The organism is Salegentibacter profundi, from assembly GCF_054121475.1.
On record NZ_JBSYGG010000002.1, the window covers coordinates 89,790 to 104,903 of the forward strand.

Below are 15,114 nucleotides of genomic sequence, written 5' to 3' on the forward strand. Positions count from 1 at the left end.
TACTTTACTTAAAACAGTTCAAGTTAACTTCAACATCATTGCCTCTTTATACGGAATTTCCTGTATTTTACACCAGATTACATGCCACTTAAATACAAGTTATACCAGTTTTATCCTTACTTTTTTCCGTTTTAAACGACTATTATTAAGGACTTCTATTAAATGTTGAGCCTTTATAGAAGGCACGGCCACAAAAGCGCAATCATGCTTAAGCTCTATAAGACCAAGTTCTTCCATCTCAAGGCCAGCCTGTTTTAGAAACAAACCAGCTATATCACCTTTGGATATTTTATCTTTTCTCCCTCCTGAAATAAATAAGGTAGATTGCCTAGGAGCATTATTTTCTCTGGCTTCATGGGGCTGCTTTACTTCCCCGTCAAGCTGATCTGGCTTAATGAATTCAGGAAGGCTTTCATTTTCCCCATGTAAAACATAGGCAATGCCCTTGGCATTCATTCGGGCGGTTCTTCCGTTTCTATGGATAAATTCCTGATGTTTCAATGGAAGCTGATAATGAATTATAAATTCAATCTCTGGTACATCTATCCCACGAGCTGCGAGATCCGTTGCAATAATGATACGGTGGCTTCCATTTCGAAATTTTATCAATGCCCGTTCCCTGTCCTTTTGTTCCATCCCTCCAAAGAAGCAGGCATGAGCAATTTGATGTTTATCTAAAAATGTACTGACCTGGGCAATGCTGTCTTTTAAATTACAGAAAATTATTCCAGAGGCTTTTGGGTTTTGAGCAAGGAGCTTTTTCAAACCAGGTAGTTTATCACTTCCTGGTACTGCCAGAGTTCTAATTCTTAGTTGAGGCTTCCCTCCTTCCAGATAATTCAATATCCGGGGTTCTTTTACACCGGTAAATTTCGGTATATCCATTTTTTGGGTTGCCGAGGTGAGAATTCGCTTATTTAGTCTGGTCAGGCTTTCTATAATCTCACACATTTCATTTGTAAATCCTACCTCCAGGGATTTATCGAATTCATCTAGAATTAGGGTCCGGATCTCTTGTATTGAAAAGGAATTTCTTCTTATATGATCAGCAACACGACCCGGGGTTCCAATGAGGATTGCGGGCGGATGGTTTAATTCTGCTTTATCTTTAGAAAATGCCCTTCCTCCGTACACGGCATTGGCTTTAAAACCAGAGCCGATCTCTCGTGTTACCTGCTCTATTTGGATGGCTAATTCTCTTGAAGGAACCAAAATAATGGCCTGTACCCTATCCACATCAGCATCCAACAGCTCAAATAAGGGTAATAAGAATCCCAAGGTTTTTCCAGTACCTGTTGGCGAAAGAATAACAGTATCACGCTGTTCTTTGATTACCTTATGCGCTTTTTTTTGCATAGGGTTGAGTTCGGAAATACCGAGCTTGTTCAGGATCTCCTTAAGATCTTTTGTAGTTTTCTGCATAAAATGTTTAGGAATAGGGAAAACTGGAAAGGGTAATTTCCAGTTTCAGGAAGTAACAGGACAATATTAATTGTCCATAAATAAAGAAGCTCCGGTAAAACTAAAAGTTTGATACCGAAGCTTTAAAATTGACATTATATCTTTTTGACCCTTACGGCATTCATTCCTTTCATACCTTTTTCAAGTTCAAAAGTAACCTTGTCATTCTCATCGATATCTTCGAGGGTACCACTGATGTGAACAAAATATTTTTCCTGGGTTTGGGTATCCATAATGAAACCAAAGCCTTTCGAGTGATCAAAGAAGGAAACTTTTCCTTCCCTTTGTGGATCTTCCTCAGGCATATCTTCTTTTTTAGGTACTCCAATTTCAATGCTTTCAGCATCTACCTCTTCTTTTTGATCAGGATCTGGCGGAGTGTCGGTAAGATTCCCATACTGATCTACATAAGCGAATTCAGGACTTTCAGAATTAGAAGCTTTGCGTTCTTCCTTCTTCTTTCTTTTCTCTTCTCGCTTTTTTAATTTCTTTTTCTCTTTTTCTATTTTATTAAATGTTTGTTGAGATTTTGCCATTCGATTTTAACTACCTATTGATTATTTAATTATTTGAAATTTATTTTATTTAAAGCAACTTACCAGGTAAGGTTAACCTGGAGGCCGCTTTTGAATGCAACAGAGATATTATAAGGATTTTAAACCGGAAATACAATTATTGCAGTACCTTTCTTAGAATGCAAAATTAATGCCTGGCCAGAGCTTATCCTAATTAAAACGTATTTTAAACTCATAAAATCAACTTTTTATGAGTTTAAAAGGAAAAATTGGACAAATTTTCCTGGTAAATATGGCTATTTTTTCACAGGCACCATATAAACAGGAATTTTAGTCTTTTCTAAAACCTGGGCCGCTACGGTTCCCATAAGGAGCTTTTCCAAAAAAGAATGACTATGAGTTCCCATTACTATTAAATCTGCCTGCCATTTATCAGCATAATCCAGTATAGCTTTGGCGGTATCACCTTCTGCAAGGTGTTTACCAACTTTTTCATCATTTAAATGGGCCGCCGCTTTTTCTAAATAATCTTCTGCAACCTCCCTCATTTCTGAAGCTACGTTTAGATCTATTGCTGTTTCATTATAGCCTTCATATCCCAAGAAAGGTTGATATTGCATGCCGTAATAGGCAACATCAGCCAGCACGTGAACCAGACATACTTCAGCCTCCATTTTTTTAGCTAATTCATGTCCAGCCTTTACAACTTCTTCTGAAACTGGATGATAATCAATTGCAATAAGTACTTTTTTCATGATTCTATTGGTTTTAGTAAGGGTATTAAATTTAAGAAGAATATTTTAATTCTAATTCTGTTAAAACCCAATTAAAACCAATTGCTATTAGACAGTGAAGCTGTAAATTTAAAGGTATTAACCTTTTAAAATCAATCCATTATGAAAACTACAAGAGAATCTGCGAAAGAAGAAAGCCAAAAGGAAAGGATTCATAGTTTACAAGAGCTTTTAGAAAAGAACTATGATGCAGAAAAAGGCTATAAAAAAGTTTTAGAAGAAGCCGATAATGCGAACCTCAAGGAATTTCTCAAGCAACAGGCCGTAATGCGTAATAGGTTCGCCACTGAAATTCATAAGGCAATCCGAGCTCTAAATGCGGAGCCTAAGGAAAAAGGAAGCGCCACAGCAGATTTGCATCGTACCTGGATTAACCTCAAGACCTTATTCACCAAAAATGATGATGAAGCCGTTCTTGAAGAATGTCTCAGGGGAGAAAAAGCCAGTCTTAAGGAATATGAAGAAAAATTAAAGAAAACCGCCTTTGCTCCAGAAACCAAGACAATGCTCGAAAACCATTTGCAACAGATACGCTCAACGGTTAATGAAATTCAACACCTGGAGGATCTGGCTGATTAACTTTTTATTTGCTTTTGCTTATACCATATTTCTCTTTATAAAAAGCTATAATTGGAGGGAAAGGCCCATATTTATGTTGCTCAGGAGAAAAGTCATCTACCCAGGGGCCATAGGGAGTTGAAACAGGTTTTAATTTCTTATCAGGAAAATCCTGTTCGGTATTCGCTTTACGAGGCCTCTCGAAACTATTGATATAAGCAGCAATATGATATGCCTCTTCGTCAGTTAATTTGGGATTATCCCAGGTTGCCTGTTCGAAAGGCATATTGCTTTTTATAAATTCGGCAGCAGTAATAACCCGGTGCATCCCTGCACCGTGATTGAAGGTGTCATCTCCCCAGAGTGGCGGATATAAATATCCTTTTTCGGCTTCTTCAAGTCGCTGGCCCTGTCCGTCTTCACCATGACATACGGCACATTCTTTAGTATATAAACCTTTACCAACCTGTGGATCAGCAGGAAAATCAGGAAGTTCTATAGGAGGATAACCTTTAAATTCAGCTTTTCTTTCCTCTGGAACTCCTTCACTTACATAATCCATATAAGCTACTATAGCCTCCATTTCTTTGGAATCCACCGGAAGTTTTCTCCCGTTCATACTGCGCTCCATACATCCATTTATCCGGTCTTCTATGGTCGACTCTTTACCGTCTCTTCCAGAGTATTGCGGGAATCTTTCCAGGACTCCAACCCAAGAACCTGAACCAGCCTGAGTTCCGTTTTGTAAATGACAATTAATGCAAGCAAGATTATTACCCGCATATCTCATTTCTGCATTTTCGGCACCGGGTCCCATATATTTTGCAGATTCGGCTACTAACCGATAGCCGTACTCTACTTCCCGGTCAAGGATCTTATATTCCAGATCCTCTTCTACATTATTTGGCTCCCAATCAGCCGCAGCTATTTTATCTTTAATAAATAATTCCGGGGATTCAATGAAAAGAATGAGTCCCCCAAATAAGAGTACGATAAATACAACAAATCCGAGGAAAATTTTAGATATAGTCTTAAAAACCTTTAATTTATCCATAATAATTGCAAGCCTGTTAATTTAGTGAAGCGCTCGAATATAAAATTATTGCATAAATCTTAGTGTAACAATTGTTACCTAAAGTGGGCACGACTATTAAAGTTAATGAAAAATCAGGTGATTTTCTTTAAGCCTTACACTTATTTTTTTACCACAATAAGACTTGCTTTGGCCCCCGTGAGCAGGTTCCATACTTTGGTTGTGACAAGTTTGCCTTCTTCATCCAGTACCTTTAATTCAGCAGTATTTGGGCCTGATGTACCCTGGTTTAAAGCTTCGAATTCAATATTATTAAAACCACTCTCTAGTTTAACAAGAATTGGAAGATAACCTCCACCTAGGGTGATTCTTTGGATCTCAACGCCATTTACAATTACCCTCACCTTATCCCCATCGACATACTCGTGGTCGCGGGCATACAATTCTACAAACTTCCCTCCAGTTGTAAAATCTCCCAGGTATTGATTTTCTTTATGAGCATTTTTAATTTCCCGGTCTTTTTTCCATTTCTTTTCCACTACCTCACCGGCAGTTATTAGCTCATCATTGGTCTCTCTGAAATCTATTTTTTTAGGCTTATCATTCCGAAGGTATTTACTTTCTTTTGGTTCTTCAGCTTTGAGCAAAGGAAAACCAGATTTTGAATCGGGTTCAGCCTTGAGTAACCCCCCGGTATTGGTTGACCTTGGAATTTCAATTTGGGCATGGGTTACCAGTCCCACGAATAACATAATAAAAAGTAAGAACCCCGATTTCATATCACTGAATTGAATTTGACCAGTATACATCAAAAATATAGCCAAATTAAGAGATAATAAAATTACAAGGCCTAATTTTCATCCTTTTTAGATTTTGTATTTTATATCTTTGCTAAAACTATTAAAATGCAGGTTCACCACCTTTTGGAACAAAATTCCATCGCATCCAAATTTCTAGCCGAATTAAGGGACGTTAGCATTCAAAATGATCGCATGCGTTTTAGAAGAAATATTCAACGTTTGGGGGAAATCCTTGGCTACGAACTCAGTAAATCCCTTGATTATTCTTTAAATGATATAAAAAGTCCTCTGGGAACGGCAGCCATGCATCTTCCAGAAAAAGAAATTGTACTTTGTAGTATTCTAAGAGCAGGAATCCCTTTGCACGAAGGTTTACTTAACTATTTCGACGAGGCTGAAAATTCTTTTATTTCGGCTTATCGTCATCATCCATTTGATGATGAAAGATTCGAGATCATCGTAGAGTACCTCGCTTCACCTTCATTGGAAGAGAAAACACTTATTCTTGCAGATCCTATGTTGGCAACTGGCCGTTCCTTTGTCAATGTGCTCAATGCTCTGAAGGAAATGGGCAAACCCAAGCAAATTCATCTGGTTTCCGTAATTGGTGCCCAGGAAGGCGTAAAACATATTGCAGAAAATTTCCCGGAAAACACTCAATTATGGATTGCTGCCATTGATAAAGAGCTCAATGACCACGGATATATTGTGCCGGGTCTTGGGGATGCGGGAGACCTTTGTTATGGAGGTAAAGTGCAGCATTAGAAGGGATAGCCGATGGCAAAGTTAAGTACAGGTTCATCTATGCCAAAAATCCAACGTTCACCCTTTTCCAGGCTAGGATCATGAAAGGGTGCAGCCAGGTCAAATCGAACCACAAAATTTTGAATATCGATTCTAAGCCCCACGCCTCCGCCAATACCCAGTTGATTAAAGAAGTCCTTACTGAATTTACCACCGGGTAGCTGATCGTTAACTTTGCTATTCCACACATTCCCGGCATCCACAAAGGCAGCACCTTTTAAAAATGAAATGATAGGAAACCTATATTCTACATTAGCTTCCAAACGGATATTGCCTGATTGATCAAAGAAAGAGCTATTATCACTTTCTTCGGGATTATAAGTTCCTGGTCCCAATGAACGAATTCTAAAGGCTCTTACGCTATAAGGCCCTCCCGAAAAATATTGTTTGGTAAATGGCAAAACCTCAGAATTCCCATATGGAATTCCATACCCGGCAAATACCCGTGTTGCTATTTTGCTCTCCCCCTTTATTAGAAAATGGTATCTGAGATCAGCATCTGCTTTGGCATACTGCGCATATTCAAGTCCCAGGAATTTATGCGGTCTTGGATCATCCTTATTGGTGAAAAGAGATACGCTATTTCCCGCGATATCTAGTGTTGAATGGAGAAAAAACTGATGTCTTTTCCATGTGTCAATATGCCCATTATATATAAAAGAATAGGTTAAGCCTGAAATAAATTCCTGGTTAAAGCTGTTACGCAGATATGGATTTTCATTTAAAATCTCCTGGAACTCTTCAGTGGTATTTGAAAGTCTCAGATAGTTCAGGGAAATTGGGTTAAACTCGTGACTTACATACCGGTTGGCATCCCAGTAATACCCAAACCTAGCTGAAGCCGAGATCATACTAAATAATTTACTTCTATTTAAGTAGTCCGTTCCCAGGCTCATCTTGGTTTTTGGAATAGAGTACCGAAACCAGTGATGATCTATTTTTGCCGGAAAAAGTAAACGGGGAAAAATCAAATCCGTCTCCAGGCCAAACTGAGTACTACTCAAGCCGCGCTGTTCACCACTGGAAAGTTGTTTTTCAAAATTAAATTTCCCTGTTACATTCAGGATTTCTCCACCGTGAAATAAATTTCGATTTGTAAAGGTAACAGCAACACCCGGGCCTGCAAAGTTATTTGATTTGGTAACTGCTTGTATTTCAGCCCTTATAGACCTTTTATTTAAAGGAGATAAATAAATGTTAGCTTCCAGTTTTCCAAGGCTATCTGTGGCAATGGTATCAATTTCTTTATAATTTATATTTACAAATTTATAGGCACCAATAGCACCTAGTCTTCTCGCAGTATTACGAGATCCCTCGGGATCATAATAGCTACCCTGCTCTATTAGTATATAAGGCTCAAGATATTTGGGTTTAAAGAATTCGGGATCCTGGATAAAATTTTTATTCCCGTATCGCACTGTGTCTTGGGGAATACTGTCCTTTCCTACCTCATAATTTGCAAAAACATTGACCTTATCTATTTGATATGGAATCGTAGCCTCTTTAGGCACCTTTTGTTTAAGCTTCAAAAACAGATTGAATTTCTTGTTATTATACCGGTTGGTATCCGCTTCAAATATTAAAAAGGAGGGATTGAAATTATAATAACCACGGTTTTTAAGGTGCTTGTCAATTCGTTCCCGTTCCGCTTTTAGAATAGTAAGATCAAACCTCATTCCTGGTTCTATATAGGTATCTGCAAGGCTTTTCTTAATTTCAGGGTAAATATTCAAGGAATCTGCAGCAAGTTCAAACTTCTCTAACCTATAGGGTCGTGATAAATTGACTTTATAAATTGCCTTAGCCATTTTAGCAGTAGAATCCTTTTCAATGGAAGTCCCAATCCCACTATAAAAATATCCGCGATTCTCCAGGCGATTATTAATAAGGTCAGAAGTTTCGTTAAGGTCTACATCCGAAAGGTAAACCGGCTCCTCTCCTATCTTATCATTAAAGAACTTATTGATAAACCCCGGGTTTTCCCTTTGCGATTTATAATGAAAATATAAACCGGGACGGCTTCCGAGAATTTTAGTGTTGGGATCTGGGGTTAATACAGATGCTATCTCCTCCCTTATACGGTTTCGTGCTTTTATACTGTCTTGTGCTTTCAACTCAATTTCGGCTCCAGTATAAAGAAATTCGTCTTCTGGAATAAAACGCTTTACACTACAGGCCTGAATGATAAGCCCTGTAAAGGCAATTAAAAAAATCTTACTGATGTGATTTCTCTTAACCATATTTAATTTTCATTCTGGGTAGCCTGCAATTCCTTTTCAAATAACTCTTTGAATTTATTGAATTCTCTGGTAAAGATCAGTGCGATTCCACTAACTATAATTTGTCCATCGATAACGTTTTCATACATATTTCTTCTGAATCCCTTCAACCTAAAGCGTCCGTTCTCAGTCAAGAGGTATTCCAGGCTTACATTTCCTATCATCGGTGTACTCTCACCTGTAGGATTACTTCCTTGCACATCCACCTGGCTGCCCACACTTACAATCAATCGATCATCCATCAATCGCTTCTGTGCAGTTATATCCAGCTGAGTACGTTCCTGGGGACTATCGCCTTGATAATCAGTAAAACTGTCAACACCAAAGTTGAGCTCGATTCCAGTTTCCCCTACCAATTGGTCAGAAAATCGGTTTAATTGGTCTGATAAGGCCTGGTTTAAATTATCCCTCGCAATATTCAAAGTCCCACCTCGACTACCGTCGCTACCTCCTTCTGGGAAGAAGCGATTGAGTACAAGAAGCGAGAAAACCTGTTTATTTAATTCAGCTTCTTGCTGATTAAGCTGTTGGATTCTACCATATACCTGTCCGCCAATCGCCCCTTGCTGTGCCTCCGGCATATCGAGGCCAAAACTTAATTCAGGTTGCATAAGCTCCCCATCAACATTTAAATATACCTGAAAGGGAAGTTCCTGTCTGAACCTTCCACTAACATCGCCTCGAGCCCCACCTGCCATTAAAGATGTTGCGGCGGTCTCAACTTCATAAAGTGCCCTGATGTCTAAACTTGCTTGCATAGGATCACCAGACCAGGAAATACTGCTCCCATCTACAATTTCAAAGCGTCTTTTCACCAATTCATACAGGCTCATCTCATAATGACCCCGGTTCATTTCATATCGCCCGGATAAACTGCTTCGGCCATTAGAAGCGATATTAAAATTTAGAGCTCCTTCCCCACCTACTCTAAAGTTATCCCCGGTATTATCATCGATAATAATTGTAAAATAGGCTCCCTCATCTATTTCTATGATTGTATTTACAACGATTCCTGAAACTACGGCAGTGGCTTCTTCGGTATTTGCCGTTAATATATCGTCTGGGTCCTCACGGTTAACAAAACGGACAATTCCATCTCTTTCCATCATTTCCAATTCGGCATCGGGCATTATATAAGTAAGGTCGGTATTGGAATTTACCCTTAGCTGGCCATTTATTTCCGGCAGGTTAAGGTCACCGGTGATCCTGGCATCCACATCAAAATTTGCTGTTCCGAAAAAAAGATCATTGTCCTCCCTGGTAGAATTCAATGCATTGAAATCATTAGCTTTCAAGCTCAAGTCAAATTCAGGGTTTAAATAACTTTGGGTTAAAATTTCTCCTGATACCACAAATTCATTGCTATTTCTATCCCGAAGGATAAATTGATCCAAATAGATTCCTTCATTATCAATTTCTATTTTTTCCTGCCTAAGTTCAAAAGCAGCATTCAGACTTGCTATATTGAAGTTTGCATTTTGAAAATTCAAAACTCCGGAATATTCGGGTGCGATAGTGGTACCCATAATTTTTACATTACCAGCTATACTCCCACTGGTTTCTTTGATTTCCCCTTGTGAGAATCGTTCCAACACACTTAATTGCAATTCATTGATCTGAAGGTCGAGATCGAGTTCTGCAGCCTCTTCATTTGCGACATAATTCCCGGTAAGATCCATATCCAGTTCTCCTCCATTTGTGGAAAGATCCATCATATAATTTCCTCCACCCCTGGCCCGGGCCTCAAGGTTTAACACACCCAGAGGCGCCTCCATCACCCTAAAATCCCTGACATTTAAATCTGCTAGCATTGCAGTACTGCCAAAGGGTTCCTCTAAAACCAAATTTCCATCCATCTTCCCCGCTGCCAGTTCAGTTTCAGGATTGAAATAGGAGAAAATAGTAGCAAGATCAAAATTTTCAAAATTCATGGAGATATGATCCTTATCGGTATTTCCTGAAATATTATCGATACTGATTTCCTGCTTATTTCGGCTAATTCTAAAATTATTGAAATTAAGCGTATTGTCAGAATACACAATACTGTTATTGGCTGGAATTTTCCAGCTATTTTTATTTAAGATTAATTCTGATGGATCCAGGCTTATTTTTACACTATCCCCTTCTCTACTGGTTTCTGTCATCACGTGTACCAAAAGACTATCACTATCCTTAGAAATAAAATCAAGGTATAATTTCTGATCTCTCATTTTTCCATCGAGATAGGTCTTTTGAACCAAAAGAGGACCTCCTTCCAGGGAGTTAAATCCAAATTGAAAATTAAAATTCTCCTTATTGGAATCCACTCTTAATGCAAGACTATCGATTACATTTGAGCCATACTGAAGTCTGGGGAAACTAATAGCGGCATTTAATGCTCGCTCTTTTTCCCTGAAAACCATATCCAGGGAAATGGTATCCATTTCTTCGATACCTGAGATAAAAACATCTGTTAAGATCGGAGCCTGCCTTATCTCTCCGGAGAATTTAATATTTACAGGATTACTCGTGGTATCGATTTTTCTTTCTTTATAATAGCTGATATAATGACTTTGAAGCGCCTGAGCAAAGCCTAACGGATCGGCATTTGATTCCAAGCTAAGCTCCAGAATTTTATTATTAATGTGTAAAGCGGTTGTATCTGGGGTTACGTGAGCATCTAGATCCAAATCTCCTGCGAAATAAGGTTCGTTATCATAAACGGCTATAGCATCGCTTAAATGAGCCTCTATATCATAGCTTTCTAGATTACCTTTAAAATCCGCTTTTAACTTAAACCCGGTTTTTATATGCCGTGAGGTAAAACCCAGAGCCTGGAGGTCGGCTCCTTTCATATCAAGGTCAATTTGGGCCTGGGGGGCTAGAGAATCAAGTTGGACATGAGCCGCGAGCTCTGCATCTAGATTCTCATCCCTATAAGAACTTCTAAAGGTTCCTGCCCCATTTTTAAGCACTCCGTTAATCGGCAAGTCTTTAATCGGGTAATTATTATAACTAAAGGAATTAATCTTACCCTCCACCTCGGCATCTAAATCATTAATATTATTCCCTGATCCCGAAGCAGTAAGGTCAAGATTTATAATACCCATATTTTTATTGCTAAGAAGATTTCCTAGATTTAACTTGGTCGTGGTTAGATCTGCATTAAAAGCTATCTGCTCATCATTTCTAAAATCTCCTTCCAAATCGATCTGTCCTTCACTGGAATTCAGGATAAGATCTGCATTTATTTGTGTGGGGGTTCCATTTATCCGACCTTGGAGGTCTATTTCATCAGGAATACGTATTCCCAGTGCGTTTTCATCTATAAAGCGCTTTAAATCCTGTCGGCTGGAGACAATTTCTACCTCAGGGAAATTAAATTTAATGCGATCCGGATCAGTGGTATTTTCAACTTGACCAAAGGTATTGACATAGGTGTCTCCCCAATATAATTTGGCTACTGAAACAGAAAGATTTTCCAGACTACCCACGGCTTGGAGCTGTCCATGTAAGGGCTTTCTACTTAGTGCCTTCAGGTATTCATTTTTTCTTAATTCAGGTTGAAACCTTAATATATCCTCGACCTGGAGATTGATTTCCGGTAAGTCTATGGAGATATTAGAATTCTCAGGCTCTTTAATAAAAGCCTTTAAAGAGGGGTACTGGGCAGAGAACTTCCCTTGAAGTGAATTCTGATTTAACTGGAATTGTAACTCATTAAATGCTATCCCCCTGTCTGTTACTTCAAAATCTCCCGAGAACTTCTTTAAGTTCAAACCAGAATATTCATCAAAAGTTAGATTTTTAAGACTTAAATAGGCTTCCTTATCTTTAAAAAGAAAATCACTCGCTTTGGCATTTATATTTTCCAGGGCAATCGCAGCTTCAGAAAAGTTATCTTCAAGAGGTTTATGACCATTTTCAGTAAAAGTAAAACTATTATTTACCAGGTTTAAGTCTTTTAAACTTAAAGAATATTCCGGCCATAAGTCATCTCCGGTACTTTTCTCAGAAGCATTCATTTCGTTCCTGCTTTGGATATGAATAGCAAGTCTGGAATCTTCAAGTCCTATCTGATCTACGGCTATATGATCTTGGGGGAGATTCAATTGAGGATTTAAAGAAAAGAATTTGAAAATATCTGCCTGGAATTCCAAAGAATCCGGGACTGAAATATAATTGGCTTTTATATTCTCCAGGTGGACAGTTTTGGCCGATAGGTTTGGTAAGCTTGTGGTTTGGCTCTCCGATTCGGGGAATGGCTTTGTTTGGTGGTATTTAATCCTGGTGTTTTCTATAGCCAAATCTGCAATCAAAAAATCCATTTGATCAAGGTCCATCTTATCCAATTCCAAGCTTAAACTTCCTAATTTTAATTCCGAATCTATACCTGCAACCACATCATTATAGTTAAGATCAAAATTATGGAGATAAACCTCTTCTATTGTTATTTCCATAGGAGCAGTTTGAGTGGTATCACTCTTTGCCGTGGTATCTGAAGCGGTCAGGGCTTCCATTAAATAATTAAAATTATAGCCTTTAAGAGAATCCTTTCGGTAAATATTAGCTCTTACTCCGCGCCAATCCAATGAATGGATCCTAATCCCCTCTCCCATTAAAATAGGCCAAAATGGCATATCTAATTCAAGTTCTTTAGAATAAATTAGGGTATCTCCCTGCTGATCTTCAAGGTATAATCCATCTAAGAAGATATTACCTGAAAATGTAAAAAATAGGTGATCGATCTCAATTTTGGTATTGGTTTCTTTCGCAAGAGAAGAAGTGAGCTTACCCACGATAAGATTTTGCCCCCAGGGTGATCTTATAAAAAGAAAAAGCAATAAGATTAAAATAAGAACCCCCGCAAAAATCTTTGCGAGGATCTTCAATATTTTAATCCCGGTTTTTTCTGACTTTTTCTTCAACTTTTCTGACGGTTTCCTTCAAATTTAGCCTTTAATAAGCGTTTTTATAGCGGGAATTTCAATAAAATTCTGTTAAAGGCAACTGTAAATCTCTTCTGTAGCTTTTAGGACAATCTTCGACCGCTTAAGGAAGCTTTCATCAAGTTTGCCAAGAAAATTCAATTACCTAACCTCTCAAAGAGGACCTTAAATTCTTCCAAAGCGATGAGCACCCCAAACCTAAATACAATCCAAATCTTTTTAATGATAAAAATAGTACAATTAACCTGTTCAGGATTATTGAGCGGTAATTATCACCCTGGCTATACTCGGATACTGCTAAATTAACTACTTTAGAAAAGTATTAAGTATAGGCTTTTGAAATCCTTGATACTCTAAAATTAGGTGAAATCAATGCCACACTCATATACCTAACTGGCAACCAAATTTTTACATCTTTAATTTCTGAATATTTACGATGAACAGGGCAAGTATTTTCTTACAATGAAATGATAAATCTCCCTTAATAAAACGTTAAACGGTAAAAATTAATACGATAAAAAAAAACGTCTCGTTTTCTTTGAAGCGTCCAAAATCATTCAAACTAACACTTAATTGGACTTAAACTAAAATAAACTAACTATGAGAAAAACTGTAGCAATTACTGTTTTATCAGCAGCCATGCTGACATCTTGTGTTTCAAAGAAAAAATATGTAGCACTGGAATCTGAGCTCGACGATACCAGAAGTACACTTCAAAAAACTCAGGTTGAGAAGGAGGAAATTGAAGCCAAATACGCAAAAGTTGAAGCCCGTGTTGCTGAGTACAATGCAAAGATCAACTCACTGCGTGAAGAAAGTGATGAAAAAATGGAAATGAACGACCTTACGGTTATGTCTAATAACAATAAGGCAAAAATGCGGGCAACGATTGCCAAAATGGATCCTAAAAAGGTCGCAGAAGCAGAAACCCTGGAGGATTCAATAAATTTAGCAGTGTCCCACAACTTAAAGCAATCCATTTCTGAAGGTTCAGAAGAGGATGACGTTGATATCAGTGTCGATAAGACGGTGGTCATGATCAATGTATCTGATAAGCTTTTATTCGGTGATGGAAGTTACCGGGTTAAAAACGACGCTAATAAATTATTGAAAAAGCTGGCCGAAGTCATTAATTCTGAACCTAGCATGGAGGTTATGGTAGAAGGTCATACCGACGATCGCACTATGGTAGAAGGTTCTTATCTAAAGGACAACTGGGATCTAAGTGTACGAAGAGCTACTTCTATTGTAAGAATATTACAGGATAAATATGATGTTGATCCTGCAAAACTTATCGCGGCAGGAAGAAGCAGTTATGCCCCACTTGTAGATAACGATTCTCCTGAAAATATGGCTAAAAACAGAAGAACCAGAATAGTGATAATTCCTAACCTGGATAAATTCTTCGCAATGCTTGAATCAGAACAATAAGAAATTCTAAAAGAATTAAAAACGGCTTTCCAGAAATGAAAAGCCGTTTTTTTTATTTTCGTTTTTTAGCCAGGAAATAATGGTCCAGGGAATATTTCCCTGCTCCGGTAAAAAATAAAAGAACCCAACCTGATAAGAATAAAAGAGGTAATTCCTGCCTGGCAAAGCCATCCGGAACATGAACTATTAAAGCTGCTACGGCCATAGTTGCTATTAAAGGGAGAACAGCAAATCGAGTACCTAATCCCAGGATTACCAGCACAGAGCAGACAAATTCTGCAAAAACAGCAAAAGTAAAGGTAGTGACCTCCCCTATCCCTATTGGATCTGCAAATTGAATAGGCGCATCATTAAAAAACTGAATCAATTTTGGTATGCCATGAGTGAGGGTAAGCCCGGAAATGGCCAGTCTAAAAATGAGCAGACCAATATCAACCTGATGAAGATTTAAAGTGGTTAAGTATGTTTTTTTCATAATCAAGAATTAAAATTATATAAGACAAGCTACAAC

Annotated in this window: 11 protein-coding genes; 3 read left to right on the forward strand and 8 right to left on the reverse strand. The window is 38.1% G+C overall.

The window, feature by feature from the left end; translation table 11 throughout:
• Positions 1–99 precede the first annotated feature (99 nt).
• The 3 genes from ACW6NC_RS03230 to ACW6NC_RS03240 all read right to left on the reverse strand — a co-directional run bounded on the left by ACW6NC_RS03230 (position 100) and on the right by ACW6NC_RS03240 (position 2,731).
• Complete coding sequence (locus tag ACW6NC_RS03230) at positions 100–1,422, reverse strand: DEAD/DEAH box helicase (protein ID WP_457863749.1); 1,323 nt, start codon at positions 1,420–1,422, stop codon at positions 100–102.
• 134 nt (positions 1,423–1,556) lie between these two features.
• Positions 1,557–1,997 carry a cold-shock protein gene (locus tag ACW6NC_RS03235; protein WP_457863750.1) on the reverse strand — a complete coding sequence of 147 codons (441 nt, stop codon included), beginning with the start codon at positions 1,995–1,997 and terminating at the stop codon, positions 1,557–1,559.
• 275 nt (positions 1,998–2,272) lie between these two features.
• Entirely contained in the window at positions 2,273–2,731 is a 459-nt protein-coding gene (locus ACW6NC_RS03240) for a universal stress protein (protein ID WP_457863751.1), read from the reverse strand.
• 141 nt (positions 2,732–2,872) lie between these two features.
• On the opposite strand from ACW6NC_RS03240, the gene ACW6NC_RS03245 reads away from it, so the two are divergent.
• Entirely contained in the window at positions 2,873–3,349 is a 477-nt protein-coding gene (locus tag ACW6NC_RS03245) for a ferritin-like domain-containing protein (protein WP_457863752.1), read from the forward strand.
• A 4-nt stretch (positions 3,350–3,353) separates the two neighbouring features.
• On the opposite strand, the gene ACW6NC_RS03250 is transcribed toward ACW6NC_RS03245, so the two are convergent.
• Together ACW6NC_RS03250 and ACW6NC_RS03255 are read right to left on the reverse strand one after the other, a co-directional pair.
• Positions 3,354–4,382, reverse strand: a complete 1,029-nt coding sequence (locus ACW6NC_RS03250) for a c-type cytochrome (RefSeq protein ID WP_457863753.1) — start codon at positions 4,380–4,382, stop codon at positions 3,354–3,356.
• A 140-nt stretch (positions 4,383–4,522) separates the two neighbouring features.
• Positions 4,523–5,140 carry a hypothetical protein gene (locus ACW6NC_RS03255; RefSeq protein ID WP_457863754.1) on the reverse strand — a complete coding sequence of 206 codons (618 nt, stop codon included), beginning with the start codon at positions 5,138–5,140 and terminating at the stop codon, positions 4,523–4,525.
• Between the two features lie 126 nt (positions 5,141–5,266).
• On the opposite strand from ACW6NC_RS03255, the gene upp reads away from it, so the two are divergent.
• A complete protein-coding gene (gene upp / locus ACW6NC_RS03260) occupies positions 5,267–5,926 on the forward strand; it encodes a uracil phosphoribosyltransferase (RefSeq protein ID WP_457863755.1) in 660 nt (219 codons plus the stop codon).
• Here the strand turns inward: upp and tamL are convergent.
• Both tamL and ACW6NC_RS03270 read right to left on the reverse strand, forming a co-directional pair.
• Positions 5,923–8,205 carry a translocation and assembly module lipoprotein TamL gene (tamL, locus tag ACW6NC_RS03265; RefSeq protein ID WP_457863756.1) on the reverse strand — a complete coding sequence of 761 codons (2,283 nt, stop codon included), beginning with the start codon at positions 8,203–8,205 and terminating at the stop codon, positions 5,923–5,925. The two genes, upp and tamL, sit on opposite strands and share 4 nt — an antisense overlap.
• Positions 8,206–8,207: 2 nt before the next feature.
• Positions 8,208–13,151, reverse strand: a complete 4,944-nt coding sequence (locus ACW6NC_RS03270) for a translocation/assembly module TamB domain-containing protein (RefSeq protein WP_457863757.1) — start codon at positions 13,149–13,151, stop codon at positions 8,208–8,210.
• A 621-nt stretch (positions 13,152–13,772) separates the two neighbouring features.
• On the opposite strand from ACW6NC_RS03270, the gene ACW6NC_RS03275 reads away from it, so the two are divergent.
• A complete protein-coding gene (locus tag ACW6NC_RS03275; RefSeq protein WP_457863758.1) occupies positions 13,773–14,603 on the forward strand; it encodes an OmpA/MotB family protein in 831 nt (276 codons plus the stop codon).
• Positions 14,604–14,655: 52 nt separating this feature from the next.
• Here ACW6NC_RS03275 and ACW6NC_RS03280 read toward each other — a convergent pair whose 3' ends face one another.
• Entirely contained in the window at positions 14,656–15,078 is a 423-nt protein-coding gene (locus ACW6NC_RS03280) for a DoxX family protein (RefSeq protein WP_457863759.1), read from the reverse strand.
• Positions 15,079–15,114 lie beyond the last annotated feature (36 nt).

What these genes read in the sequence shown, in the direction of transcription:
- ACW6NC_RS03230 (WP_457863749.1), bottom strand. Translation starts at nt 1,422, where the DNA reads ATGCAGAAAACTACAAAAGATCTTAAGGAGATCCTGAACAAGCTCGGT.
- ACW6NC_RS03235 (WP_457863750.1), bottom strand. Translation starts at nt 1,997, where the DNA reads ATGGCAAAATCTCAACAAACATTTAATAAAATAGAAAAAGAGAAAAAG.
- ACW6NC_RS03240 (WP_457863751.1), bottom strand. Translation starts at nt 2,731, where the DNA reads ATGAAAAAAGTACTTATTGCAATTGATTATCATCCAGTTTCAGAAGAA.
- ACW6NC_RS03245 (WP_457863752.1), top strand. Translation starts at nt 2,873, where the DNA reads ATGAAAACTACAAGAGAATCTGCGAAAGAAGAAAGCCAAAAGGAAAGG.
- ACW6NC_RS03250 (WP_457863753.1), bottom strand. Translation starts at nt 4,382, where the DNA reads ATGGATAAATTAAAGGTTTTTAAGACTATATCTAAAATTTTCCTCGGA.
- ACW6NC_RS03255 (WP_457863754.1), bottom strand. Translation starts at nt 5,140, where the DNA reads ATGAAATCGGGGTTCTTACTTTTTATTATGTTATTCGTGGGACTGGTA.
- upp (WP_457863755.1), top strand. Translation starts at nt 5,267, where the DNA reads ATGCAGGTTCACCACCTTTTGGAACAAAATTCCATCGCATCCAAATTT.
- tamL (WP_457863756.1), bottom strand. Translation starts at nt 8,205, where the DNA reads ATGGTTAAGAGAAATCACATCAGTAAGATTTTTTTAATTGCCTTTACA.
- ACW6NC_RS03275 (WP_457863758.1), top strand. Translation starts at nt 13,773, where the DNA reads ATGAGAAAAACTGTAGCAATTACTGTTTTATCAGCAGCCATGCTGACA.
- ACW6NC_RS03280 (WP_457863759.1), bottom strand. Translation starts at nt 15,078, where the DNA reads ATGAAAAAAACATACTTAACCACTTTAAATCTTCATCAGGTTGATATT.